At 62.0% G+C, this 25,345-nt stretch carries 23 protein-coding genes; 14 read left to right on the top strand and 9 right to left on the bottom strand.

Annotation, left to right across the window (positions count from 1 at the left end; genetic code table 11):
- Positions 1-61: 61 nt before the first annotated feature.
- A complete protein-coding gene (locus tag JKV55_RS12350; RefSeq protein ID WP_202085829.1) occupies positions 62-1,036 on the top strand; it encodes a response regulator in 975 nt (324 codons plus the stop codon).
- On the opposite strand, the gene galU is transcribed toward JKV55_RS12350, so the two are convergent.
- From galU to iolG, 6 genes are all read right to left on the bottom strand, one after another.
- Positions 1,029-1,934 (bottom strand): UTP--glucose-1-phosphate uridylyltransferase GalU, encoded by a 906-nt coding sequence (gene galU, locus JKV55_RS12345; RefSeq protein WP_202085827.1) that lies wholly within the window; start codon positions 1,932-1,934, stop codon positions 1,029-1,031. The two genes, JKV55_RS12350 and galU, sit on opposite strands and share 8 nt — an antisense overlap.
- 79 nt (positions 1,935-2,013) lie before the next feature.
- The gene (locus JKV55_RS12340; RefSeq protein WP_202085826.1) at positions 2,014-2,298 is read right to left on the bottom strand and encodes a ComEA family DNA-binding protein; all 285 of its coding nucleotides are present in this window, start codon (positions 2,296-2,298) and stop codon (positions 2,014-2,016) included.
- 160 nt (positions 2,299-2,458) lie between these two features.
- Positions 2,459-2,758 (bottom strand): YciI family protein, encoded by a 300-nt coding sequence (locus JKV55_RS12335; RefSeq protein ID WP_202085824.1) that lies wholly within the window; start codon positions 2,756-2,758, stop codon positions 2,459-2,461.
- Positions 2,759-2,761: 3 nt separating this feature from the next.
- Positions 2,762-3,313 (bottom strand): septation protein A, encoded by a 552-nt coding sequence (locus JKV55_RS12330; RefSeq protein ID WP_202085822.1) that lies wholly within the window; start codon positions 3,311-3,313, stop codon positions 2,762-2,764.
- A gap of 151 nt (positions 3,314-3,464) precedes the next feature.
- Positions 3,465-4,283 carry a TIM barrel protein gene (locus JKV55_RS12325; RefSeq protein WP_202085821.1) on the bottom strand — a complete coding sequence of 273 codons (819 nt, stop codon included), beginning with the start codon at positions 4,281-4,283 and terminating at the stop codon, positions 3,465-3,467.
- A 19-nt stretch (positions 4,284-4,302) separates the two neighbouring features.
- Entirely contained in the window at positions 4,303-5,316 is a 1,014-nt protein-coding gene (gene iolG, locus JKV55_RS12320; RefSeq protein ID WP_202085819.1) for a bifunctional inositol 2-dehydrogenase/D-chiro-inositol 1-dehydrogenase, read from the bottom strand.
- A gap of 220 nt (positions 5,317-5,536) precedes the next feature.
- Between iolG and JKV55_RS12315 the strand changes: the two genes are divergently transcribed.
- The 7 genes from JKV55_RS12315 (at position 5,537) to iolD (ending at position 15,297) form a co-directional block, all read left to right on the top strand.
- Positions 5,537-6,547: a LacI family DNA-binding transcriptional regulator gene (locus JKV55_RS12315; RefSeq protein WP_202085817.1), complete on the top strand. Its 1,011-nt coding sequence runs from the start codon at positions 5,537-5,539 to the stop codon at positions 6,545-6,547.
- A gap of 393 nt (positions 6,548-6,940) precedes the next feature.
- A complete protein-coding gene (locus JKV55_RS12310; RefSeq protein WP_202085815.1) occupies positions 6,941-7,864 on the top strand; it encodes a sugar ABC transporter substrate-binding protein in 924 nt (307 codons plus the stop codon).
- A gap of 55 nt (positions 7,865-7,919) precedes the next feature.
- Positions 7,920-9,404 carry a sugar ABC transporter ATP-binding protein gene (locus JKV55_RS12305; protein WP_202085813.1) on the top strand — a complete coding sequence of 495 codons (1,485 nt, stop codon included), beginning with the start codon at positions 7,920-7,922 and terminating at the stop codon, positions 9,402-9,404.
- A 22-nt stretch (positions 9,405-9,426) separates the two neighbouring features.
- The gene (locus JKV55_RS12300) at positions 9,427-10,464 is read left to right on the top strand and encodes an ABC transporter permease (protein ID WP_202085811.1); all 1,038 of its coding nucleotides are present in this window, start codon (positions 9,427-9,429) and stop codon (positions 10,462-10,464) included.
- 348 nt (positions 10,465-10,812) lie between these two features.
- Positions 10,813-12,285 (top strand): sugar porter family MFS transporter, encoded by a 1,473-nt coding sequence (locus tag JKV55_RS12295; protein WP_202085810.1) that lies wholly within the window; start codon positions 10,813-10,815, stop codon positions 12,283-12,285.
- Positions 12,286-12,458: 173 nt separating this feature from the next.
- Positions 12,459-13,211, top strand: coding sequence for a sulfite exporter TauE/SafE family protein (locus JKV55_RS12290; RefSeq protein WP_202085808.1), 753 nt, complete (start codon positions 12,459-12,461; stop codon positions 13,209-13,211).
- Between the two features lie 241 nt (positions 13,212-13,452).
- Positions 13,453-15,297 (top strand): 3D-(3,5/4)-trihydroxycyclohexane-1,2-dione acylhydrolase (decyclizing), encoded by a 1,845-nt coding sequence (iolD, locus tag JKV55_RS12285; RefSeq protein ID WP_202085806.1) that lies wholly within the window; start codon positions 13,453-13,455, stop codon positions 15,295-15,297.
- Positions 15,298-15,537: 240 nt separating this feature from the next.
- Here the strand turns inward: iolD and JKV55_RS12280 are convergent, their stop codons facing one another.
- Together JKV55_RS12280 and JKV55_RS12275 are read right to left on the bottom strand one after the other, a co-directional pair.
- Positions 15,538-17,037, bottom strand: coding sequence for a CoA-acylating methylmalonate-semialdehyde dehydrogenase (locus JKV55_RS12280; protein WP_202085804.1), 1,500 nt, complete (start codon positions 17,035-17,037; stop codon positions 15,538-15,540).
- Between the two features lie 336 nt (positions 17,038-17,373).
- Positions 17,374-18,408 carry a LacI family DNA-binding transcriptional regulator gene (locus JKV55_RS12275; RefSeq protein WP_202085802.1) on the bottom strand — a complete coding sequence of 345 codons (1,035 nt, stop codon included), beginning with the start codon at positions 18,406-18,408 and terminating at the stop codon, positions 17,374-17,376.
- Between the two features lie 114 nt (positions 18,409-18,522).
- Between JKV55_RS12275 and JKV55_RS12270 the strand changes: the two genes are divergently transcribed.
- Together JKV55_RS12270 and JKV55_RS12265 are read left to right on the top strand one after the other, a co-directional pair.
- Entirely contained in the window at positions 18,523-19,371 is an 849-nt protein-coding gene (locus JKV55_RS12270; RefSeq protein WP_202085800.1) for an SDR family oxidoreductase, read from the top strand.
- Positions 19,368-20,522, top strand: coding sequence for a phytanoyl-CoA dioxygenase family protein (locus tag JKV55_RS12265; RefSeq protein WP_202085798.1), 1,155 nt, complete (start codon positions 19,368-19,370; stop codon positions 20,520-20,522). Before JKV55_RS12270 ends, JKV55_RS12265 begins: the two co-directional genes overlap by 4 nt.
- Before the next feature lie 173 nt (positions 20,523-20,695).
- On the opposite strand, the gene JKV55_RS12260 is transcribed toward JKV55_RS12265, so the two are convergent.
- Positions 20,696-21,559, bottom strand: a complete 864-nt coding sequence (locus JKV55_RS12260; protein ID WP_202085796.1) for a sugar phosphate isomerase/epimerase family protein — start codon at positions 21,557-21,559, stop codon at positions 20,696-20,698.
- 485 nt (positions 21,560-22,044) lie between these two features.
- Between JKV55_RS12260 and JKV55_RS12255 the strand changes: the two genes are divergently transcribed.
- From JKV55_RS12255 to JKV55_RS12240, 4 genes are all read left to right on the top strand, one after another.
- Positions 22,045-22,392: a hypothetical protein gene (locus JKV55_RS12255; RefSeq protein ID WP_202085795.1), complete on the top strand. Its 348-nt coding sequence runs from the start codon at positions 22,045-22,047 to the stop codon at positions 22,390-22,392.
- The gene (locus JKV55_RS12250; RefSeq protein ID WP_202085793.1) at positions 22,344-22,967 is read left to right on the top strand and encodes a TIM barrel protein; all 624 of its coding nucleotides are present in this window, start codon (positions 22,344-22,346) and stop codon (positions 22,965-22,967) included. Before JKV55_RS12255 ends, JKV55_RS12250 begins: the two co-directional genes overlap by 49 nt.
- Positions 22,968-23,140: 173 nt before the next feature.
- The gene (locus tag JKV55_RS12245) at positions 23,141-24,313 is read left to right on the top strand and encodes a Gfo/Idh/MocA family protein (RefSeq protein ID WP_202085792.1); all 1,173 of its coding nucleotides are present in this window, start codon (positions 23,141-23,143) and stop codon (positions 24,311-24,313) included.
- A gap of 67 nt (positions 24,314-24,380) precedes the next feature.
- The gene (locus JKV55_RS12240; protein ID WP_202085790.1) at positions 24,381-25,226 is read left to right on the top strand and encodes a helix-turn-helix transcriptional regulator; all 846 of its coding nucleotides are present in this window, start codon (positions 24,381-24,383) and stop codon (positions 25,224-25,226) included.
- Positions 25,227-25,345 lie beyond the last annotated feature (119 nt).

Here is a 25,345-nt window from a genome sequence, read left to right as displayed (position 1 = left end):
ACTGTGACTAAAATCGGCTAGGCTCAGTGTATACATTCTCATTACCCTGCCACATTGAACTATGTTTGATTTTTGCCCGTTGATTTTACTGATAGAAGACGACCCGGTATTCCGTCGACTGATGGTAGCCTACCTTGAGCTGTGGGGGGCCAGGGTGCTCGAAGCGGACAGCGGGGAAGAAGGGCTGTTGCTGGCCGAGCTGAACGGTCCCGACCTGGTGCTGAGCGATTTGCTGCTGCCGGCGCCGGCGGGGTTGGAGGTGATTGCCTGTCTGAAGCGACGGTATCCTGCCCTGCCGGTGATTGCCATTTCCGGCCAGCAGAAAATGGCGGACGTGGCGCGGGCCCTGCGCGCCGGTGCCGAAGACTATCTGATCAAGCCCATCCGCAGCTGGAACCTGGTGGCGGAAGTCATCGCCGGTATCCTCAGGCCCGATCCCGGCAAACTATTGGACGAACTGAACGAGCACCTGGCCTATTACCGCCGGGAAGACATCGCCGCCAGCCGGTTGCTGCAGAGCTGGCGGCAGCAGCCGGAACGGACCCTGGGAGACTGGCGGCTGAGTTGCCGGCAAAGCTCGCCCTGGGTGCTGACCGAATACATCAGGCTGGATCAGGATCTGCTGCTGCTGCTGGCGGAGTTCGATCCGCTCAATATGGATACGCCTGTGGTCATGACGCTGGTCACTTTCGTGCTCAATGAACCCCTGCGCCGCTACGGTAGCGAGCCCGGCAGCGTGCTGAACAGCCCGGCCCGTACCCTGGAATATATCAACCAGCTTATTCTGGATGTGGGGCTGGGTACCAGGGTCAATCTGGCTTTGTTTCGACTGTATGCGGATGCAGGCCGGGTAGAGGTGGCCAACGGCGGCATGGTCGGCAGCAATTGGCTGGAGCACTGCGATGCGGGTCCCCTGGGATTGAAGGAACTGACCGCCAACCAGTTCAGTTATCGCTGTTCCTTTCCCCTGGATCTGACCCTCAAGGGCAGTTTTGGCGGCGAGATCCGGCTCACCGCCAGCCGCGAACTCACCTGAGACTGAGCTGCTGCAGATAACGGGCGAAGTCGGCCCCCAGTTCCCGATGGCGGAGGCCATATTCAATATTGGCCATCAAAAAGCCGAGCTTGCTGCCGCAGTCGTGACTTTTCCCCTGGATATGATGGGCTTCTACCGGCTCCTTCTCCATCAGCATGGCGATGGTATCGGTCAGCTGTATTTCATCGCCCTTGCCGAGCGGCGTTTTTTCCAGTACCGGCCAGATATTGGCGGACAGGACATAGCGCCCCACCACCGCCAGGTTGGAGGGGGCATCGATCTGCCGGGGTTTTTCGACGATGGCACAGAGCGGTGAGGAGGTTCCCTGGCTCAGGGCATTGCCGTTGATATCGACGATACCGAACTGATCCACCAGCTCATGGGCGACCGGCTCCACCAGGATCTGACTGTGGCCGTTGTTTTCAAAGGCGCGGATCATGGCGGCCAGGTTGTCTTGCCGCAGATCGCAGGCGGCCTCGTCGATCAGCACATCGGGCAACAAGATGGCGAAGGGAGCGTCACCGACCAGCGGATGGGCGCAGAGGATGGCGTGGCCCAGTCCCTTGGCCTCGCCCTGGCGGACGTGCATGATGGTGACATCGGGCGGGCAGATATTCTGCACTTCGCTGAGCAACTGCCGCTTGACCCGTTTTTCCAGGGTGGCTTCCAGCTCGAAGCTGGTATCGAAGTGGTTTTCGATGGAGTTTTTGCTGGCATGGGTGACCAGCACGATTTCCTTGATCCCGGCCTGGACCGCTTCGTTGACCACGTACTGGATCAGGGGCTTGTCGACCACCGGTAGCATTTCTTTGGGAATGGCCTTGGTGGCGGGCAGCATGCGGGTGCCCAATCCTGCGACCGGAATCACTGCTTTGCGAATCAATGGCTGTGAAGGCATGGTTCTGACACCAAAAAAACAACGGGCTCGTATCATAACCAATAGCAGCCCTCCCGGCCATGCCCGGGAGGGCCGAAGGTCAGTTACTCAGCAGGTGCCGGTTTTTTTCTACCGTGGCGGGGCCAATACCGCTGACTTTGGCCAGATCGTCGATCGAGGCGAAGGGGCCGTTGTTTTGCCGGTATTCCACTATGGCTGCCGCCTTGGCCGGACCTATGCCGGTGAGCAGGGCGAGCTGATCCTGAGTGGCGGTATTGATGTCGATACTGGTGATCACGGTTTCCTGGGCCGGCTCGCTGGCCAGGGCCGGGGTGCCGAGAGCCAGTGTCGCTGCCAGCAGAGTGGATAACAGAGCCTTGTACATACCCGTCTCTCCTTGTTGTTGGGATGATGTTGTCCATTGGACCTATCAAGCCTTGGTCAGGGAGGGGCCTTTGGGCAATGCCGAAGAGTAAAATCCCCCAAATGGGTGAAGACGCTATCCGGGCAACCATAAAAAAACCGGCCTGGGCCGGTTTGGACGTTCAGGGCAGGACTTTCCTGAAGGGCTTGACGATGACGGAGGCGTAGACGCCGGCGGCCAGGTAGGGATCGGCGTCGGCCCAGGCCTGGGCGGCGTCCAGCGAGTCGAACTCGGCGATCACCGTGCTGCCGGTAAAGCCGGCCGCTCCCGGGTCTTCGGCGTCGATGGCCGGGTTGGGGCCGGCCACCAGCAGGCGGCCTTCCTCTGTCAGGGCCTGCAGCCGGGCCAGGTGGGCCGGGCGGGCGGCTAAGCGTTTTTCCAGACTATTGGGGGCGTCTTGGGCAAAGATGACGTACCACATGATTTATCCTTCCTGTTTGTTTTTTTCCTGGGCGGGTTGATGCCGGTACAGATAGAAAACGGTAGCGATGGTAAACAATAGCGTCAGGCCCAGCAGGCCGAATACCTTGAAGTTGACCCACAGCTCCTGTGACAGATAGAAGGCCACATAGATATTGAGCAGGCCGCAAAACAGAAAGAAACCAACCCAGCCCAGGTTGGCCTTATCCCATATTGCATCGGGCAGGGTCAGCTCTTTACCCAGCATTTGTTTGAGCAGGTTTTTGCCGAAGCCATAGCGGCCGACCAGCAGACCCAGTGCGAACAGGACGTTGACCGCGGTGACCTTCCATTTGATAAAGGCATCGTCCTGGAAGAACATGGTGAGACCGCCGAAGAACAGCACCAGCACCAGGGTGATAAGGTGCATCTTTTCCAGCTTTTTATGCCGGACCCACTGCACCAGCATCTGCACGCAGGTGGCGGCCATCAGGGCGCCGGTGGCGGCATAAATATCGACCGTTTTGTACACCACGAAGAAGATGATGAGCGGGATGAATTCGACAAATTGCTTCATTTAGGGTCAACCTGTACTGCGAATGAGCGCCCAGTTTACCCCCATGACCGGCCACAGGCAAAGTCGCCCGCCATTTATTCAATACCAAAGGGCCCCGGTTCGATGTGGAACCGGGGCCCTTTGTTTATGGGGAGACGTGAAGGGCGGAGGCTTAGCCCCGTACGCCCTCGGCGATAAAGTCCATGCTGGCCTGCACCGCCGGCAGCGGCTGGTCCAGTTCGCACACTTCCCTGGCGAAAGGCTCGAAGGAGAAGTAGCCCTGGTAGCCGGCCTGCAGCAGGGTGCGGATCTGGCCGATATTGTCCAGCCGGTCCGCGGGGCCGACCAGCACCCGGTGGGCGTCCAGCATCTGCTCGTAGCCGATGGCGGTATCTTCCACCCCGGAGATATGCACCAGGCCGGTGAACTCGGGGAAGAACTCGGTTTCGCCCGCCACCCTGTGGTGGAAGGTGTCATGCACCAGGGCGAAGCGGCCCTCGCCGCCCACCGCCTGGATGGCGGCCACGGCGTTTTTCTTCAGCCGCAGGGAGGAGACGGGGAAGCCCAGCGGCTCCACGAAACCCTTGAGGCCGTGTTGTTCCAGTATCGGCTGGAGGCCGCGCAGGGCCTGCTCCAGGCTGGCGGGGTCCGAGCCCTGGAAGCTGCCGTCGTTGAGCGGGCACAGCACCAGGCCGGTGGCGCCGCAGGCGGCGGCCAGTTCGGCCAGCCTTTCGGCCTGGGCGGCGCGCTCCGGGTTCCAGACGTTGAACGGATAGAGGGCGTTGATGCTCAGGATCTCGATGCCGAGCTCACGGGCCCGGGCGCCGATGGCGCGGGCGTGGTCCAGCTCGCTGATGCTGTTGTCGGCCACATCGTTGCGCAGCTCCACCGCCTGCAGGCCCAGGGCCTTGGCGGTGTCGAGCAGTTCGAAGGCGCTCAGCTTGGGCGCCGTCATATGGTTCAGGGAAAAGGTAGGGGTCAGTTGAGACATCTTGATTCGGCTCCGTACATCACTTGTTGTAGAAGGTGGGGCGCTCGGCCATCACCACGGGTTCAATCTGGCCACTTTCCTGGGCCAACACGCAGGCGTCGGCGGCCACGGCGGCGGCATAACCGTCCCAGGCGGTGGGGCCGGACAGCTGCTGCTGTTCAATGCCCTTGATAAAGTCCTGCAGCTCGATGTCGTAGGCTTCGATAAAGCGCTGTTTCCAGTCGGTGAGGATGTTGGTGGCCAGCTTGGCGTCGGTGCGCAGCAGCAGGCTCTGGGGCTCGGGCAGGTTGGCGACGCCGGTCTCGCCCACCACAGAGCACTGGATGTCGTAGCCGTACTGGCAGTTGACGAAGATTTCCAGATCGATGCGCACGCCCTTCTGGGTTTCGATCAGCACTATCTGCGGATCGGCCAGGTGCTCGAAGCGGTGGCGGGTACGCTTGGGATACACCACCTGCACCGTCTTGTAGTCGTCGTCCAGCAGCCAGCGCAGCACGTCCAGCTCGTGGATGGCGGTGTCGACGATGGCCATGCTGGTGACATAGCCGTCGGGCACGGTCGGGTTGCGGTGGGCGCAGTGCACCATCAGCGGCTCGCCGATCTGGCCGGCGTCGATGGCTTGTTTCAGCAGCTGGTAGCCCTTGTCGTAGGGGCGCATAAAGCCGACCTGCACCAGGCGCTTGCCGGCGGCCACTTCGGCCTCGACGATATTGAGGCAGCCCCGGGCGGTGGTGGCCAGGGGTTTCTCGCAGAACACGTACTTGCCGGCTGCGATGGCGGACAACACGAATTCTTCGTGGGTGGGACCCCAGGAGGTGACCAGCACGGCGTCCACATCCTCGGCCTTGATCAGGTCGTGGCCGTTGTCGTAGACCTTGGCGTCCAGCCCCAGTCGTGCCACCACCGCCTCGGCCTGGGCGCGGTTGACGTCGTTCACCGCCACCACCTGGCCGCCGGACAGGGTCTGGGTAATGCGGCGGGCGTGGTCTGCGCCGATGGCGCCGGTACCGATAACACCAATTCTGATTGTCATGTTTTTCCTCCAGATCAAGGTCGTCTCGTCGGCCTGGCGCCGACGCTCAGTGGTCTTCTTCCCGTAGGCCGGTATTTTTTGATGTTACCGGCTTGTTGGAACTTATGTTTCATAACCATCACTATAAGCAGTGGTGGGGCAAAAACGCCAAGGTCGCGATGATGGAAAGCCATCATTACGGCTATACTGGAACTCCTTTCCGGGAGTTGGAGTGAAAAACATGAAGAAGATCACGCTGACCGAAGTCGCCAAACGGGCGGGGGTGGGGGAAGCCACCGTCGATCGGGTGCTGAACGAACGGGGCAATGTATCGCCGGCCACCGCCGAGCGGGTGATCCGGGTGGCCCGGGAGCTGGGAATGAAACGGATGCTGCCGGACGAATGGCACCGGCTGCGCCATATAGAGGTGTTCCTGAGCGACAGCGATACCTATTTCTTCAAGCAACTGAGCCAGAGCTTTATGGAGGCGGCGGATACCCTGGGCAAACGGCGCCTGGTACTGCATCGCACCCTGGTGGGCGAGCGGGAGCCTTCGCTGCTGGCGAAGAAACTGAACCAGGCCGCCGCCGGGCGGGACGGCATCATACTGTTCGGCTCGGATCACCCGGCGGTGGTGGCGGCGGTGAACGCCGCCACCGACCAGGGGGTGCCGGTGATCAGCCTGGTCACCGAGTTGCCGGGCACGGCGCCCCTTGCCCATGTGGGCATAGATCAATATGCCGCCGGGCGCACCGCCGGCTGGTTGCTGGAACAATGGTGCCGGGAGCCCGGCGAAGTGCTGGTGGTATGCGGCCCGCAGGAGGTGCTGGTGCACCGGGAGCGGGTGCGCGGCTGCCGGGAGCGGCTGGCGGAGTCCGGCTCCCGGCTGCTGCCCCTGGTGCTGGAGGGCCGGGAGCAGAACGAACTTATCGAATCCCTGGTGCGGGAACGGCTGGCCGCGGGCCGGGTGGTGGCGGTGTACAACACCGGGCCCGGCAACGCCATTATTGCCCGCCTGCTGGAGCGGCAGGGCCTGGCCGGCCGCTGCATTTTTATCGGCCACGAGCGCCATGCCACCTCCGAAGCCCTGCTGCGCCAGGGAAAAATGCACCTGACCCTGGATCAGAACCCCAGGCTGCACGCCTTTCGCGCCCTGGAGCTGCTGCTCTGCCAACTGGAGCAGGGAACGCCGCCGGCCGCCGGGGGACATATCGACTTTTCCCTGATCACCCGGGAGAACCTGGGCCGCTGAGCGGTTGCGCACCGCTTTTGAAATTTACATTTCATCTCTTTCCTGCCTTTTCCGGGGCGTTCCGGAGCCGGGAAAGGTTTTTTCCGCAGCTGCCCTTTCGATTTTGTTGATGGTATTCAAGATTTTGATTTTAAAGGAATTTTGATTTTTACTCCGCCGCTGTCCCGTTACCGTCCGACACCATAACAAGATCCATGTCAAAGAATTGTTATTTTTTTGAGGATTGATGGTGATAGCGCCTTGCGAAAAATCATAAATTCCAACATTATTAATTTTGAAATAAACGTTCAATTGATGGTTCGCCATCACCGATAGCGATTTCATCGGGCTGTTGAGTGGTTGAATGGCCCGGTCAAGGAATGAAACACCCGGTTTCTCACAAGGAGTAAGACCATGAAATTCAAAAAGCTGATAGTTGCCTCCGCCCTGGCCGCCGCCCTGCCGTTCGGCGCTTATGCCGACGATATCAAGCTCGGCGTGTCCATGGCGTTGTTCGACGACAACTTCCTGACCCTGGTGCGTCAGGCCATGCAGGAGAAAGTCGCGGAGCTGGATGACGTCAGTGCCCAGTTCGAAGACGCCAAGAATGACGTGGGCCAGCAGTTGCAGCAGGTGGAAAGCTTTATCAACCAGAAGCTGGACGCCATCGTGATCAACCCGGTGGATACCCAGGCGGTCGCCCCCATCATCCGTCGCGCCGAGGCGGCCGGCATTCCGCTGATCTTCGTCAATCGTCGTCCCGAGGCGACCCTGCCCGAGGGCATGGCCTTCGTCGGCTCCGACTCCAAGGTGGCCGGCCGACTGCAGATGGAATATATCGCCGAGAAGCTGGGCGGCAAGGGCAATGTCGCCATCCTGATGGGTGAGCTGTCCAGCGAAGCCACCCGTGACCGTACCAGCGGGGTGGAGGAAATCGCTGCCCAGTATCCGGACATCAAGATCATCACCAAGGAAACCGCCAAGTTTTCCCGCAAGGAAGGTATCGACGTGACCAATAACTGGCTGCTGTCCGGTTACGAGATCGATGCCATCGCCTCCAATAACGATGAAATGGCCATCGGCGCCATCATGGCCCTGGGCCCCAACCGCCTGAAGGGCGTGATCGTGGGCGGCGTGGACGCGACCCCCGATGCCCTGGCTTTTCTGGACAAGGGCATGCTGGACGTGACCGTGTTCCAGGACGCCAAGGGCCAAGGCAAGGCGTCCATCGAAACGGCGGTGAAAATGGCGAAAGGGGAGGCCGTGGATAAAAACGTGATGATTCCCTACGAGCTGGTTTCTCCGGAAAACTACAAAGAGTTCATTGGACGTAACTAAGTCATCAACAGGGGCCCGCCGGTCGGGCCCCTTGATACGTCTTGGAGGTAATCAGATGTACCCATATGTGCTCGAAGCCGAAGGCATCAGCAAAGGCTTCCCCGGTGTCAAGGCGCTGGACAACGTAACCCTGAAGATACGGCCGGGAAGTGTACATGCCCTGATGGGGGAGAATGGCGCCGGCAAGTCCACCCTGATGAAGTGCCTGATCGGCATCTACACCCCCGATACCGGCACCATCAAGGTCAAGGGCAAGGAAATGAATTTCCGCGATACCATGGACGCCCTGCACTCCGGCATTTCCATGATCCACCAGGAACTGAACCTGGTGCCCTACATGACGGTGGCGGAGAATATCTGGCTGGGCCGCGAGCCCATGAAAGGGCCCTTCGTCGACCACGATACCCTCTACCGGGAAACCGACAAGCTGCTCAAGCAGCTCAGCATCAAGGTCAAACCCGATGAGCTGGTGGGCGATCTCAGCATCGGCACCCAGCAGATGATCGAAATCGCCAAGGCGGTATCCTACGACGCCGACGTGGTGATCATGGACGAGCCCACCTCGGCCCTGACCGAAGGTGAGGTGTTCCACCTGTTCCGCATCATCAACGACCTTAAGGAGCAGGGCAAGTCCATCGTCTACATCAGCCACAAGATGGACGAAATATTCGAAATCACCGATGAAATCAGCATCTTCCGGGACGGCACCTACGTCGGCTCGGACAAGACCGACCACTTCGACCGCCAGAGCCTGATCACCAAGATGGTGGGCCGCGAACTGACCCAGATGTTCCCCAAGTTCAACGACAATATCGGAGAAGAGGTGCTGGCGGTGAACAACCTCTGCCGCGCCGGCAAGTTCCACGATGTCAGCTTTTCGCTCAAGCGGGGCGAGATCCTGGGCGTGGCCGGCCTGGTCGGCGCCGGGCGCAGCGAGGTGATGGAAAGCCTGTTCGGGGTGCACCCGGCCGACAGCGGCAGCATAGTGCTGGAAGGGCAGGAAGTGCAGATAGGCTCCCCCGCCCAGGCCATCGATCTGGGGCTGGCGTTCCTCACCGAGGACCGCAAGAAGTCCGGCCTGTTCCTGGTGCTGTCGGTGCTGGAAAACATGAGCATCGTCAAGATGCCGAAATATATCGACGGCAAGGGCTTCGTCAAGCATTCGGACATGGTCAAGGACTGCATGGAGCAGATCCAGAAGCTCAATATCAAGACCCCCACCATGGATCAGATCATCAACAACCTGAGCGGCGGCAACCAGCAGAAGGTGCTGATTGCCCGCTGGCTGCTGGCCCAGCCCAAGCTGCTGATCCTGGACGAGCCCACCCGGGGCATCGACGTGGGCGCCAAGGCGGAAATCTACAAGCTGATCAGCGAACTGGCCAACCGGGGCGTGGCCATCATCATGGTGTCGTCGGAGCTGCCGGAAATCCTGGGCATGAGCGACCGGGTGATGGTGATGCACGAGGGGCATATCACCGGCATTCTCGACCGGGAGGACGCCACTCAGGAAAAAATCCTCGAGTTGGCCTCGGAATAAGCGGCTATAAAGGAATATGACAATGGAAAATGTAAAGGCAACTAAAGCGATGGCGGCAACACAGAACAACGGCACCGCCTGGGACAATATCAAGCGGAAAATGCCCAAGGACATGGGCATCTTCCTGGTGATGATCGGCATCGCCCTGGTGTTCGAGGTGTTGGGCTGGATCTTCCGTGGCCAGTCCTTCCTGATGAACCCGGGCCGGCTGGTGCTGATTGTGCTGCAGGTGGCGATCATCGGCATCATCGCCGTGGGGGTGACCCAGGTCATCATCACCACCGGCATCGATCTTTCTTCCGGCTCCCTGGTGGCGCTGACCGCGGTGGTGGCGGCCAGCCTGGCGCAAACCGCCGACAGCATCTCGCCCATGTATCCGGGGCTGGTGGATCTGCCGGCCATAGTGCCGATAGTGGCGGGCATAGGGGTGGGGCTGTTGTGCGGCGTGGTCAACGGCTGGCTTATCACCAAAACCGGCATTCCGCCCTTTATCGCCACCCTCGGCATGATGGTATCGGCCCGCGGCCTGGCCCAGTTCTATACCCAGGGCAACCCCATCAGCTTCCTCTCCGACGGCTTTACCTCCATCGGCCAGGGCTCGGTGCCGGTGGTGATCTTCCTGGTGGTGGCGGTGGTGTTCCATATCGCACTCAAGCACACCCGCTACGGCAAATACGTGTACGCCATCGGCGGCAACATGACCTCGGCCCGGGTGTCCGGCATCAACGTCGACAAGTACCTGATCATCGTGTACTCCATCGCCGGGGCTCTGTCCGGCCTGGCGGGCATCGTGATGGCGGCGCGGGTGAGCAGCGGCCAGTCCAGCATGGGCATGGCCTACGAGCTGGACGCCATCGCCGCGGCGGTGATCGGCGGCACCAGCCTGATGGGCGGGGTGGGGCGCATCACCGGCTGCGTGATCGGGGCCATCATCCTCGGCCTGATGAAGAGCGGCTTCACCTTTATCGGGGTGGACAGCTACGTGCAGGACATCATCAAGGGCGCCATCATCGTCGGTGCCGTGGTGATCGACATGCGCCGCAACAAGGCCAAACGCTGATTCAATACTTCAATATCCTGGTGCGATTTGCCCTTTTTCAGGCAGGCGGCTTCGGCTCCCTGCCTGTTTTTTTATGCGTGCTAGCGGGCGGAAAATGAAATAAAGCACGCGTATCGGGCCCGGGTGTTTCATCCTCCGATGGCTCCCGGAAGGGAAAAGTGGGAGCCGTATCAAACAAAAATTTACAAATCAGCCACAAATCGCGATCCAGATCATGGAATTTTTGTTTCAAAATTGATTTAAATGGATTGTTCGTTTAGCTTTATGTTCGAGATAAATCAATAACAACAACGTTACCTTGTTTTTACGCAGGCCCTATGGCCAGGCAGCTATTCAAACGGAGGCATCATGACGCCGCAAGGAAGATACAACATCAAGTACGTACTGCTGATCTGCGCAGTATCCGCATTGGGAGGCTTGCTGTTCGGCTACGACACGGCGGTGATTTCCGGCGCCATCGGCCCCATCAAGAGCTATTTCGGGCTGGATGCCTTCGGCGTGGGCTGGGCGGTGTCCAACGTGGCCATCGGCTGCATCGTCGGCGCCTTTGCCGCCGGTACCATCGCCGGCCGGCTCGGTCGCAAGAAGGCGCTGCTGCTGGCGGCCCTGCTGTTTACCGTTTCCGCCATCGGCTCCGCCCTGGTGGATACCTTCTTCTGGTTTATCGTCTACCGCCTGATCGGCGGGGTGGCGGTGGGCCTGGCCTCGGCGGTGTCGCCCATGTACATGTCGGAAGTCTCGCCCAAGGACATCCGTGGCCGGGCGCTGAGCATGCAGAACTTCGCCATCGTGTTTGGCCAGGTGGTGATCTTCTCCATCAACTACCTGATCGCCAAGGGCGCGACCGAAGCCTGGATGGTGGACATGGGTTGGCGGGTGATGCTGGGATCGGAAGTGATCCCCTGCCTGCTGTTCTGCCTGGTGGTGATGTTCATCCCTGAGTCGCCCCGCTGGAACGTGATGCAGGGCAACGACGCCGCGGCGCTTGCCACCCTGCGCAAGATCTACAACGGCCCCTATCCGGAAAAGGTACTCCAGGAGATCAAGGACTCGCTCAAACAACGCCAACTGGAGCAGCAGCAAAAGCGCAAGATCGACTACCGCAACGACAGGGCCTTCTGGTTTATCGTGATCGTAGGCTGCATGATCGCCATCTTCCAGCAGGCCTCCGGCGTCAACGTGATGATGTATTTTGCCCCCGTGGTGCTGGAGCAGGCCACCGGCAACAATGAAGTAGCGCTGTTTATGACCATCTGGGTCGGGGTGATGCAGCTGGTGGGTACCCTTGTTGGCGCCCTGCTGATGGACAGGGTAGGGCGGGTGCCGCTGCTGCGCATCGGTGCCATCGGCTCGACCCTGGGCTTGCTGGTCACTTCCTACTTCCTGTATCAGTCGGCGGGGCTTGCCGGGGCCGAGGCGGTGCGCAACGGCTACTTCATCCTCTCGGGCATGCTGCTGTTTATGCTGTTCTTTTCCTTCTCTTGGAGCGTAGGTGCCTGGGTGGTGGTGTCCGAAATATTCCCCAACCGGATGCGCTCCGAGGGTATGTCGCTGGCGATAGCCGCCCTGTGGGTGAGCAACTTCTGCATCGGCCTCGGCTTCCCGCTGATGAACGACAACGCCTTCCTGCTCGAGCATTTCAACGGTGCCTTCCCCATGTGGCTGTTCGCCGGCTGTTGTGTGCTGGCCTACTTCTTCGTCAGCCGTTTCCTGCCCGAAACCAAGGGCGTGTCGCTGGAACGGATGGAAGAAACCATGCTGGCCAGGACCAAACTGGAGGCCAAGGAAGTACCGGCCGAGATGGCGCGGGCCAACGGCTGATTTTACCCAGGTATTTTCCTTCGTTACGGCTGTTTTACCATCGTCATCTCCGCGAAGGCGGAGATCCAGGGCAAGGCGCACTGGACTCCCGCCTTCGCGGGAGTGACTACAGATAACTGCGAAGCTTTGTCAGCAGTCTGAAACCGGCCCCTGGGCCGGTTTTTTTGAGGGGCATGATGATCACCGATCCTTATTTCTACCTGGTCGCCGTGCCTGCCGTGCTGATCTACGGCATCGGCAAGGGCGGCCTGGGCGGGGCCCTGGGGGTGGTGGCGGTGCCCCTCATCAGCCTTACCACCCATCCCTCCACCGCCGCCGCCGTGCTGCTGCCGCTGCTGTGCCTGATGGACCTGTTCGCCGTGGCCTGGCACCACCGCCATGTGTGCTGGCGCCAAATTCGCCAGATCATCCCCGGCGCCCTGCTGGGGGTGGCGCTGGCGGGGCTGCTGATGGCCCGGGCACCGGGCTGGCTGCTCACCGGCTTTATCGGTATTGCCTCCATCCTGTTCTGCCTGCACCACTGGTTCAGCCCGCCGGTGCCGGCCAGGGCGGGCGGCCTGGGCCAGGGCACCCTGTGGGGCACCCTCACCGGCCTGTTCAGCACCACCATCCACGCCGGCGGGGCGCCGGCCAGCATGTACCTGTTGCCCCAGCAACTGGAGAAACGGCTGCTGATCGGCACCATGGCGGTGCTGTTCGCGCTGATCAACCTGATGAAGCTGGTGCCCTACGCCCTGCTTGGCCAGCTCAACCCCGGCAACCTGCAAACCTCCCTGATGCTGGTGCCCCTGGTGCCGGTCGGGGTCTGGCTCGGGGGCTGGCTGGTCAGCACCGCCAGCCAGCGGCTGATCTACCGGCTGTGCTACGGGCTCTTGTTCCTCTCCGGCCTGCACTTCCTGCAACTGAGCCTCCGGACCTGGTGGTGATCAGCCCGCCTCTGCAGCCCTCGTGTCCTCGCCTGGTCACCGCGTAGCCGCAGCCAGCGTTGCGGCATAGAGCACTGCACACCACACTTGGTACAGGTTCTCTTCAGTCCTGCCACTCTGCCCCATGCACTGGGATGCACACCGACATTCGATCAGGAAGAACAGCCGGTGGCAGGCGTCAGGGGGCGGGCCTGGCTGGTGTGACACCCTATTTGTCAGAAGGTACCTAAAAGGAATCATGATGAACACGATCAAACTCACCATGGCGCAAGCGCTGGTCAAATACCTGATGGCGCAGAAAACCCTGATTGACGGCAAGGTCGAGCCTTTGTTTCCGGGAGTGTTCGGTATCTTTGGGCACGGCAATGTCACCTGTTTGGCGGAGGCGCTGGAAGCCGTGCGCCAAGACTTCCCCACTTGGCGCGGGCAAAACGAGCAGTCGATGGCATTGGCGGGCATCGCTTATAGCAAGGCAAAAAAGCGGCGCCAGATCATGGCGGTTACCACCTCAATTGGACCGGGAGCGACCAATGTGGTCACCGCCGCCGGGGTGGCTCACGCCAATCGGCTGCCGCTTCTGATCATGTCGGGGGACACCTTTGTCAGTCGGGTTCCCGACCCTGTGCTTCAACAGGTGGAGCACTTCCATGCACCAGCGACCACTGTCAATGATGCGTTCAAGGCGGTCAGTCGTTACTGGGACAGGATTTACACCCCGGAGCAACTGATTTCCTCCCTGCCGCAGGCGGTTGCCACCATGCTGGATCCCGCGGATTGCGGCCCGGCCTTTATCGGCCTGCCGCAGGATGTGCAGGCCATGGCCTACGACTACCCACTGGCGTTTTTCGAAGAAACCCGGCACCAGGCGCCTCGGCCCAGGCCTGATCTCGCCCAGTTGGAAAGCGCCTGTACCCGGCTGAAACAGGCTGTCCGCCCCCTGATCATCACCGGCGGTGGCGTACTGTACTCCGAAGCCGGTGAGGTGTTGCAGAACTTTGCTGCCCGTCATCGTATCCCGGTTTGCGAGACCGTCGCCGGTCGAGCGACCCTGGCGCATGATGATCCGGTCAATATCGGCCCCGTTGGTATCATCGGCTCTTCTTCCGCCAACCTGATGGCGTCCCAGGCGGACGTGGTGCTGGCGGTGGGAACCCGGCTGCAGGATTTTACCACCGGCTCCTGGAGCCTGTTTGCGCACGACTGCCAGCTGATCGCGATCAACGCGGCCCGGTTCGATGCCCACAAGCACAGGGCGATTTCGGTGGTGGGGGATGCCAGAGTCAGCCTGGAAGAGCTGGATAACCTACTGGCGGACTGGGCCGCGCCAGCCGACTGGCTGGCGCAGGGATGCCAGGAATACCGGCGCTGGAACGAGGTGGTGGATGCCCGTACCGCCGCGGGTGGCGAAGGATTGCCGAGCTATGCCCAGGTCATTGGGGCCATCAACCGTCATTGTGCCCCTGAAGACAGGGTGATCAGCGCCGCCGGCGGTCTTCCCGGTGAAATCACCAAGCTCTGGCGCACCAAGCTTCCCGGTACCTTCGACTGTGAGTTCGGCTTTTCCTGCATGGGCTACGAGATCGCCGGTGGCTGGGGCTCGGCCATGGCCAACCGGGGGCGGGGCGACACCATAGTGTTCGCCGGCGACGGCTCCTACATGATGATGAACTCCGATATCTACAGCACCGTGCTCGATGGCAACAAGATGATAGTGGTGGTGTGCAACAACGGCGGCTATGCGGTGATCAACCGGCTGCAGAACGGCAAGGGAGGGGCGTCCTACAATAACCTGTTGCAGGACTGCAACATCAAGCAACTGGTTCCGGTGGACTTCGTGCAGCATGCCCGCAGCATGGGGGCGCTGGCGGAAAAGGCCTCGTCCATTGCCGAATTGGAGCAAGCCTTTATCAGGGCCAAGGCCGCGGATCGCACCTACGTGATCCAGATTGATACGGATCCGTTCGACTGGTCGCCGGGCGATGCCTGGTGGGATGTAGGGGTGCCCGAGGTCAGCCAGCGTGAGCAGGTACGCCAGGTCAAGATCGAGCACGAAAAGATGCGTCGTCACCAGCGGATTGGGGTATGAGCCATAACGATTCAAATCGCTATTGCTCCCATCGCTTGGTCCAATGACGAGTGACTCTCCGGCCGCAAGATAAACGCCACCGCCGCCAACAACGACGAAATGGCGGGTAAGTAAGTGGCAAAAGGGTATTAACCCGGCCGTTGACGTTCACCGGGTCAATACCTGCCGATACCCCTTCGGTATCGGCACGGCCGGAGGCCGTTAAATATACAGACATCGATGTCTGCAAGAGCCGTGAGTTTACTGCATGGTCGGCATGACGAAATCCGCGCCGGCGCGGATGCCGGTGGGCCAGCGCGAGGTGATGGTTTTCAGCCTGGTATAGAAACGAATGCCTTCCGGGCCATGCATATGATGATCGCCGAACAGCGAGGCTTTCCAGCCCCCGAAGGAGTGGAACGCCATGGGTACCGGGATCGGTACGTTGATGCCAACCATGCCGACCTGTATCTGGTGGGCGAACTCGCGGGCCGCATCGCCGTCACGGGTAAAGATCGCCGTGCCATTACCGAACTCGTGCTCGTTGATCCAGCGAGCGGCGGTTTCGTAGGAATCCGCGCGTGCCACGGCGAGCACAGGTCCGAAGATCTCTTCCCTGTAGATCTTCATCTCGGTGGTGACATGGTCGAACAGGGTGCCGCCAATGAAATAGCCGTTTTCGTGCCCCGCTACCTGCAGGTCGCGACCGTCGACGATCAGTTTCGCACCCTCTTCGACGCCGGATGCGATGTAGCCGCGTACCCGCTCGAGGTGTTCGCGGGTGACCAGCGGGCCCATTTCCGAGGCGGCGTCGGTCCCCGGCCCGACCTTGAGCTCCCGTACCTTGGCTTCGAGTTTGGCGACCAGGGCGTTGGCCGTCTCCTCGCCAACGGGCACCGCGACGGAGATCGCCATGCAGCGCTCGCCGGCAGAGCCGTAGGCCGCCCCCATCAGGGCATCGACCGCCTGGTCGAGATCAGCATCCGGCATGATGATCATGTGGTTTTTGGCGCCGCCCAGTGCCTGGCAGCGCTTGCCGGTGCGCGCGGCGGTTTCGTAGATGTAACGGGCGATCGGCGTCGAGCCGACAAAGCTCACCGCGGCGATGTCCGGATCCGTCAGCAGGGCGTCCACCGACTCCTTGTCGCCCTGGACCACATTGAAAACGCCATCGGGCAGCCCCGCTTCCTTGAGCCACTTGGCGATCAGCAAGGATGCCGACGGATCGCGCTCCGAAGGCTTCAGGATGAAGCAGTTGCCGCAGGCCAGCGCCACGGGAAACATCCACATCGGCACCATCACCGGGAAGTTGAACGGGGTGATGCCGGCAACGATGCCAAGCGGCTGCCGCAGCGCATGGCTGTCGACCCGGGTGCCGACGTTTTCGGTAACCTCGCCCTTGAGCAATTGCGGTGCGCCCACGGCGAACTCGACGACTTCCATGCCGCGCTGAATTTCGCCTTTGGCGTCGGAGAGGACCTTACCGTGCTCGGCGGTGATCACGGCCGCCAGCTCGTCCGTGCGCTCCTCCAGGATACGCAGGAAGCGGTTGAGAATGCGGGAGCGCCGCAACGGCGTGGTGCCGGACCAGAGGGGGTAGGCTTTTTTCGCCACCGCCACCACCTCACGCACTTCTTCTGTGGTAGCCAGTGGCAGGGTACCGCTCTGTTGGCCGGTCGCGGGATTGAAAACCTGGCTGGTGCGCGTACCGCGACCCGCCACTTCTTGTCCGTTGATGAAATGGTTGATTGTGCGTGGCATATTCAGTACCTCGGTCAAAGTGTCTGTCAATTTAGGGTGATACCGCTGCAATACGCTGCCTTACCGGCAGAGGTATTCGATGTGAGCACAATCAGGCTCTCGACCATCACGGCTTTTCGAAAACGCTGTTCGGCGGTACCTGCCCTTGAGTATGGTTGACCCGGAGCCAGATCAACGCCAGGAGAGGCCCAACGCTGCCCCAGTCGACCGGGCCCTGGCTCCGGCGAACAGTCCGGTTTTTGAGGGCCGGTGGCGCTTGACTGTCCTCCGCCACTCTTGCAGCGAGACGGCAGCAGCGTGCCGGCCGCGGATCATCGTCGATGGCGGCGCGGCTGCTCAGCCCGCCATGTTGAAGGGGGTGACCACCAGCACCCGGGAAAAGTCTGGCAGGGTAGCAGTGGCCGGCAGGAAGCCATGGAAGCGCAGCAGTTGCATAAAGGCCCGGCGGGCGTCCTGCTGCAGGTCGTGGTCGATGAGGGCGGCGATGCGCCCCTCCGCCAGCAACTGACGGTTTTCCCGGTCCAGATCGTGCCCGATCAACACCCCTAGCGGACGGCCCCGGGCGGCAAAGGCATCGACGATGGCCCTGTTGCCGCCGCCCACGCTGTAGACGGCGGTCAGATCGGGGTGGCGGTCCAGGCAGTCGGTCATCAGCCCCAGGGTTTTGTCGTATATCCCCAGGCCGCCGCTCAGCTCCACCACCCCGAGGTGCGGCGCCTGCTCCCGCAGCCACTGGCGAAAACCGCTCTCCCGCTCTTCCTCGCCGCGAAAGCCCTGGCTGCTCAGGACCACCGCCACCCGGGCGGGGGTGGACGGCAGCCAGCGGCGCATCAGGTAGGCGGCGGTGCGCCCGGCGCTGCGGTTGTCCATGCCGATGTAGCCGATGCGCCGGCTGGCGGGCAGATCGGTGACCAGGGTGACCACCGGGATGCCCGCCTCGAACAGCCGGTTGACCGCCTCGTTGACGGGCGGCTCGTCCGGCGCCTTCAGGATTACCCCTTGGCTGCCTTGCTCGAGGCTGCGTTGCAGCAGCCCGGCGAGTTCACTCACCGCTATGTCCTCGAACAGATGGAAGCGGGGGCTTATCCGGTAGGGGGCCAGGCTGCCCACCTGGCCGGTCATGGCCTCCGCCACCGCCCCACTGAACCGCTCCGGCGCCTGCATGATGACGTCGAAATACAGGGTACGGCCGGCGGCCAGTGCCGCCCGTTGCTGGCTGTCCAGCTCGAGGATGGCCTGCTCCACCCGTTTTAGGGTCTGGTAGTGCACCTGGCCGCGCCGGTGCAGCACCCGGTCCACCGTGGCCTTGCTGACTCCGGCCTGGGCCGCAATCTGCTTGATGGAGAATTTCTTGTGGTCGAGCTCGTTCATGAGGTGTTTCTGAGGCGTTGCCGAGGTCTTGTTGCCAGAGTGTAAATGCTACTATCGATTTGAAATCAACAAAAACGAAATATTTGTTTTACTTGAACATCACCGGAGGGACAGATGAGCCAGAGTGACAAGCGAGACTTCGAGGGACGCTATTTCGTGGTAACCGGCAGCACCCAGGGGCTGGGAGCGGCGGTGGCCGAGTTGCTGGCGGCACGGGGGGCGGCGGGCCTGGTGCTGTGCGGGCGCAGCCGGGACAAGGGGCAGGCCCAGGCCGACCGGCTGACCAACATGGGCTGCCCGTCCTGGTTCGTGCCGGCGGATCTGGAGCGGGCGGAGGACTGCCAGGCCATTATCGACGAGGCCGAGCGGCGCTTCGGCACCCTGCACGGCCTGGCCAACTGCGCCGGCATGTCGGATCGGGGCGGCATCCTCGACACCAGCCCCGAGCTGTTCGACCGCATCTTCGCGGTCAACGTGCGGGCGCCCTTCTTCCTGATGCAGGCGGCCATCAAGCTGATGATCCGCAACCAAGTAGAAGGCTGCATCGTCAACATCATCACCATGACTTCCCACGGCGGCCAGTCCTTCCTCACCCCTTACGCTTCCTCCAAGGGCGCCCTGACCACCCTCACCAAGAACGTGGCCTACAGCGGCATGCGCAACCGGATCCGGGTCAACGGCCTCAATATCGGCTGGATGGACTCGCCCCACGAGCACGAGATCCAGCGCCAGTACCACGGTGCCGACGACGACTGGCTGGCCCGGGTGGAGCAGGCGCAGCCCTTCGGCCGCCTGCTCAAGCCGGAGGAGGTGGCGCGGGTGCTGGCCTTTATGCTGTCCGACGAGTCGGGCATGATGACCGGCGCCATCATCGACTTCGACCAGGGGGTGATCGGCTGTGGCGACGAAGGCACCCCCAAACCGCCGGCGGCCCTGGCCCTGCCGGAAGGAGGCGCGGCATGACGGCGCTCTATCTGCAACCAGAACGGCTCGATCTGGCCGGGTTCACCGCCCTGTGCGAGCAGTCTCCGACCTTGGCCGACTACCCCCTGGCGGCCGGCATCGAACGCCGGGTGCTGGTCTATCGGGCGCCAACCCTGAACGCCGCCGTCCAACGAGATCGCACCGAGGTGCTGGCCGAGCTGCACCGGGCCCTGGCGCAGGGACCGGGGGTGCTGGTGATCAAGGGCGGCTATGCCGACCAAGGGGTTATTGAGCGCAACACGGCGGTGTTCGGGCGCATCTTCGCGGAGGAGGCGGAGCGCGGGGCGGCGGCGGATCACTTCGCCCAGGCCGGCCACAACGGCCGCATCTGGAACTCGCTGCAGAAGGTGGCGGAGCGGGACGCCGAGGCCTTTATCGACTACTACGCCAACCCCCTGCTGGCGCTGGTGTGCGAGGCCTGGCTGGGGCCCTGGTACCAGATGACCGCCCAGGTCAATGTGGTGCGCCCGGGCGGCCAGGCCCAGCAGCCACACCGGGACTACCACCTCGGCTTCCAGTCGGCGGCCGACGCGAGCCGCTTTCCGCTGCCGGTGCAGCAATTGTCCCAGTACCTGACCCTGCAGGGGGCCGTGGCCCACTCGGACATGCCCCTGGCCTCGGGGCCCACCCTGCTGCTGCCCTTTTCCCAGCGGTATGAGGGCGGCTACCTGGCCTGGCGGCGGCCGGACTTTATCGACTACTTCGAGCGCCACGCGGTGCAGCTGCCGCTGGAGCGGGGGGACATGCTGTTCTTCAGCCCGGCCCTGTTCCACGCCGCCGGCAGCAACAGCACCGAGGATGTGGTGCGCACCGCCAACCTGCTGCAGGTGTCTTCCGCCTTCGGCAAGCCGATGGAAACGGTGAGCCGGGAGCGGATATTGCGGCATCTCTATCCGGCGCTGTTGGCCCGCTATCGTCAGGGCCAACTGGCGGAGCCCGAGCTGTCGGCGCTGATCGCGGCCGCCGCCGATGGGTACTCCTTTCCCACCAACCTGGACCGGGATCCGCCCCTTGGTGGCCTGGCGCCGCAGACCCAGCAGCAACTGCTGCGCCAGGCGCTGGAAGAAGGCTGGACGGAAGCGGATTTCGGCCGGCAGCTGAGCCTGAGCCAGCAAAAGCGGCAGGCGTGAGTGAAGGGGGGCGACATAATACGCGGTGGTGCTTCCCGGCAGGGGAGCGTCTGAGGCGGGGAATTCAGTCTGTTCATAGTGAACAGTGGGAATATGCCGCCCACAGATGCTCGGCTGACCTGGCCGGCATCTGCGGGCTTGTGAGGCTTATACAGATTTATGCTTGCTGAATATCAGAGCTTGAGACCTTCCCGGATCGATTTCAGGGTCAGTTCGTTGGACCATTCGGGGCGGTCGGGATAGGCGAACACCGCATTGGTGACGATGCCGTCGAACTTGATCTCCCTGAGCTTGCGGTACAGGGCGTCGAAGTCCACCTCGCCCTCGCCCGGGTTGAGGTGCTGGTGAATGGTCACGTCCGCGTCCGGCGGGTTGATGATATAGCGCAGCCCGAAGCCAGCCTTGTGGTTGAAGGTGTCGGCGATCAGCACATGGGCCAGCAGATCACCGGCTTCCTCGATGTGCTTGACCACATCGCCGATGCCGTTGTCGTAATAGAAGGCGTGGGGCACCGAATAGACCAGCTTGATCCAGTCCTTGTCCAGGGCGCGGATCATGCGCACCGCTTCGATGTTCTGCTCGATAAAGTCGTGGGGATGGGACTGCAGGTTGAGCTTGATGCTCTCGCGCTCGAACAGCGGCATCAACTCTTCCATCGAGCGGACGAAGGCGTCCTCGCTGGCCTGGGGCTTGCGCTTGTTGCCGCTGAACTCGGAGTTCATCAGGTCCACCCCCAGTTCGGCGGTGATCTCGATGCAGCGCTTCCAGTTGCGTACCGCCGCCTGGCGCTCTTCCTCCACCGGGGAGGACCACTGCTGCACCGGCAGCACCGAAGAGATCTTGACGCCGGCGTCGGCACAATACTTCTTCAGACTCTTGATCAGCTGCCGATCGACCTTGGGATACTCGCAAAACCAGATGAAATCCTTGCGCGGAGACAACTCCACCCATTCGTATCCCAGCCGGGCCACGGTGTCGATGGTCTCCTTCAGGCCGGTGTTGTCACGATAGTGCGACGGATCGTATACCAAACGCATGTTGATACTCCCTTTGACTTGGACCAGATGATAAAGCCAGTTTCCGCCGGGTTAGCGGGCTTTGCGGTATGTCTCCGGCTATAGAGCCTGCTCATGATGCATATAAGCCGGATTTATTGAAATCATTATTTCAACAAACCCGAAATATTGAAATTTTTATTTCAATAAGAAGCAGCAGTTGTGACAGGCATCAAATTTCATCCTACGGGATTTTGATGGTCCCGGATAAGAAATTCGATCGCTGGTAGGCAAAGGGCGTTAACCCAGCGCGGCCCTATCTCTCTAATATGGAAAGATCTTTGAAGCAAGAAAGTGAAGTTTGATTTCCACTGTTATTGATTTTTTTACATGAAGGCCCTGTAGGTCGGCATTTTGCCAGTGGTGTAATGTAAAGGAAAAGCAAGAAAACAAATATTCTGCGAGCCCCGCTCTGCTCTAATAACAGTACATTAACAACGGCGTAAAGCCCTATCCGAGGTGCCATCATGACCATGCATATCACCAGTGCCCCCTGCTGCTGGGGCGTGGACGACGTCAACAATCCCCACCTGCCGCCTTGGCAAAGGGTGCTGAGCGAGGCGGCCCAGGCCGGCTACCGGGGCATTGAGCTCGGCCCCTACGGCTACTTGCCGCTGGATATCGACCTGGTCGGTACCGCGCTCGGGGCCAACGGCCTGAGCGTGGTGGCGGGCACCATCTTCGACGATCTGGTGGACCCGGCCAACCTCGACAACCTGCTCCGCCAGACCCGCGATATCTGCGACCTGCTCACCCGCTTGCCCCGGTGCCCAAGGCGCCGGGCCAGCGCTTCGCCGCCCCCTATCTGGTGCTGATCGACCATGTGCACGCCGAGCGCAGCCTGGTGGCCGGCCACCCGGAGCGCGCGGCCCGGCTCTCGCCCGAGCGCTGGCGGCAGACCATGGCGCACATCGAGGCCATTGCCACCCTGGCCCGGGACAGGTACGGGGTGCGGGCGGTGATCCATCCCCACGCGGGCGGCTATATCGAATTCGAGGACGAAATCGAGCAACTGGTCGCGGACATCCCCGCCGAGGTGGCCGGCCTGTGCCTGGACACCGGCCATCTCTACTACTCGAAGATGGATCCGCTGACCTGGCTGCGGCGTTATGCCGAGCGCATCGACTACCTGCACTTCAAGGACATAGACCCCGAGGTCTACGCCGAGGTGATGGCGGAGCCGGTGGACTTTTTCGCCGCCTGCGCCCGGGGCGTGATGTGCCCCATCGGCCGGGGCGTGCTGGACTACGACGCCATCCACGCCCTGCTCAAGGAGCTGGACTACCAGGGCTATATCACGGTGGAGCAGGAGCGGGATCCGCGCAACGCCGACGGAAGCCTGCAGGATGTGACCGCCAGCCTGGCCTTTTTGCAAAGCAAGGGGTTTTAGGGCAGCCAATACCAATGTCAAAGGGGCGGGCAAAGGGAGCTGCTCCGCCGACCGTCACATGCCAGGGATGGCATGTGCGAGCGTACAGGGATGTATTTACAGCGGGTCGGCGGAGTAGTCCCTTTGGCCGGACTCGGGATATCTACAGACGACTGGAACAAGGAGAAACCGCAATGATTTATGGAGAACGCAAGGTCAAGGCACCCATCCGCTGGGCCATGGTGGGTGGCGGCAAGGGCAGCCAGATTGGCTATATCCACCGCTCGGCGGCGCTGCGCGACCACAGCTTCCAACTGGTGGCCGGCGCCTTCGACCTCGACCCCGAACGGGGCCGGGAATTCGGCGCCGGCCTGCAGGTGGAGCCCGAGCGCTGCTATGCCGACTACCAGACCCTGTTCGCCGCAGAGGCCAAACGGGAAGACGGCATCCAGGCGGTGTCCATCGCCACCCCCAACGGCACCCACTTCGCCATCAGCAAGGCGGCGCTGGAAGCCGGCCTGCACGTGGTGTGCGAAAAACCCCTGTGCTTTACCCTGGCCGAGGCCGAGGAGCTGCGCGCCCTGGCCGAGCGCCGGCAGCGCATGCTGTGCGTGACCTACGGCTATGCCGGCCACCAGTTGATCACCCAGGCCAGGGCCATGATCGCCAACGGCGAGCTGGGCGAGATCCGCATGGTGCACATGCAGTTCGCCCACGGCTTCCACAGCGAGGCGGTGGAGCAGGGGAACCCCAGCACCCAGTGGCGGGTGGATCCCCGTTATGCCGGGCCCAGCTATGTGCTGGGGGATCTGGCCACCCATCCGCTCTATCTGTCCGAAGTGATGCTGCCACAGCTCAAGATTGAGAAGCTGCTGTGCGCCCGCCAGAGCTTCGTGCGGAGCCGGGCACCACTCGAAGACAACGCCTATGTGCTGATGCAGTACAGCGGCGGGGTGATGGGGCATGTTTGGGCCAGCGCGGTCAACGCCGGCTCCATGCACGGCCAGAAGATCCGGGTGATCGGTTCCCGGGCCAGCCTGGAGTGGTGGGACGAGCAGCCCAACCAGCTGCGTTTTGAAATCCAGGGCGAGCCGGCGCGCATCCTGGAGCGGGGCATGGGCTACCTCTACCCTGAGGCGCTGGAGGACGATCGCATCGGTGGCGGTCATCCAGAGGGCTTGTTCGAATCCTGGTCCAACCTCTACTACCGTTTCGCCCTGGCGATGGAAGCCTGCGACGCGGGCGAGCACGACCGGGTGAAGACCCTGCATATCCCCGGCATCGAGGCCGGGGTGGCAGGGGTGCGTTGGGTGGAAAACTGCGTGCGCTCGGCGGATCTGGGCGCGGTGTGGGTGGATTACCGCTGAGGGCCGGGCTTGCGCCGCGCGCTCCCCGGGGACAAGATAAGCGGGTGTGCCCACCAGGAGAGACGGCGTGATACAGCATTTTGTCAGCGGCAAACGCCGGGGCCGGCTGGAGCTGGAGCAGCCGGCCGAGCTGATGTACCTGTGCCTGGCCGACGCCGGCGACACCCGGCTGCCCCGGGCCATGCACCGGCACGACGACCGGGTGGAGATCGTCTTTATCCGCGAGGGTAGCGGCACCCATATCATCGACGGCCGCGCCTACAGTACCGGGCGGGGCGATCTGCTGATCTACAACGGCGGCGTGCTGCACGACGAGTCCGCCAACCCCAATGAGGGCATGAGCGTCTATTGCTGCGCCTTCACCAACCTCAAGCTCCGGGGCCTGCCCAAAAACACCCTGAGCCGCGGCCGGGTGCGGATCCCCACCGGCGAGCGCCATGGGGAATTCGACAGCCTGTTCGGGCTCTTGCATGCCCAGATCCGTTCCGAGCACAAGCTCAGCCTGGCCTGCTGCGATCACCTGCTGCAGGCGCTGCTGCTGATGGTGTCCAGCCTGATCGACGAGCAGGACGCGGAGGAGGAGGCGGCCCGCTATGAGCTGGGCGAAAGCGTCAAGCGCTATATCGACCGGCACTACCAGGTCGAGCTGGATCTGGGCCGGCTGTCCGAGGCGCTCCACATCAGCCCCTATTACCTCGCCCACCGCTTCAGGCAGAGCGTGGGCTGCTCGCCCATCCAGTACCTGATCCGCCGGCGCATCGGCGAGGCCCAGACTTTGCTGATCAACACCGGGCTCAGCGTCACCGACATCGCGCTGATGGTGGGCTACGACAACCCCAACTACTTCAACACCGCCTTCCGGAAGGTGGTGGGCATCCCCCCCGGCCGGTACCGCCGGCAATACCTGGAATAGCCCTGCCGCGCGCCGGCCCCGTGCCAGCCTGCACCAAACCGGCCCGTTCCGGCCGACTAGGTTAACGAATTGTGTCGCCAGTCACAGTTCCGCCAAAGAGCGTTTGGATTTTTAAATTC

The organism is Zobellella iuensis (assembly GCF_016746085.1).
GTDB classification, from domain to species: domain Bacteria; phylum Pseudomonadota; class Gammaproteobacteria; order Enterobacterales; family Aeromonadaceae; genus Oceanimonas; species Oceanimonas iuensis.
Note: the sequence above shows the minus strand (reverse complement) of the source record. Positions and strands in the feature narration are given on the sequence as shown.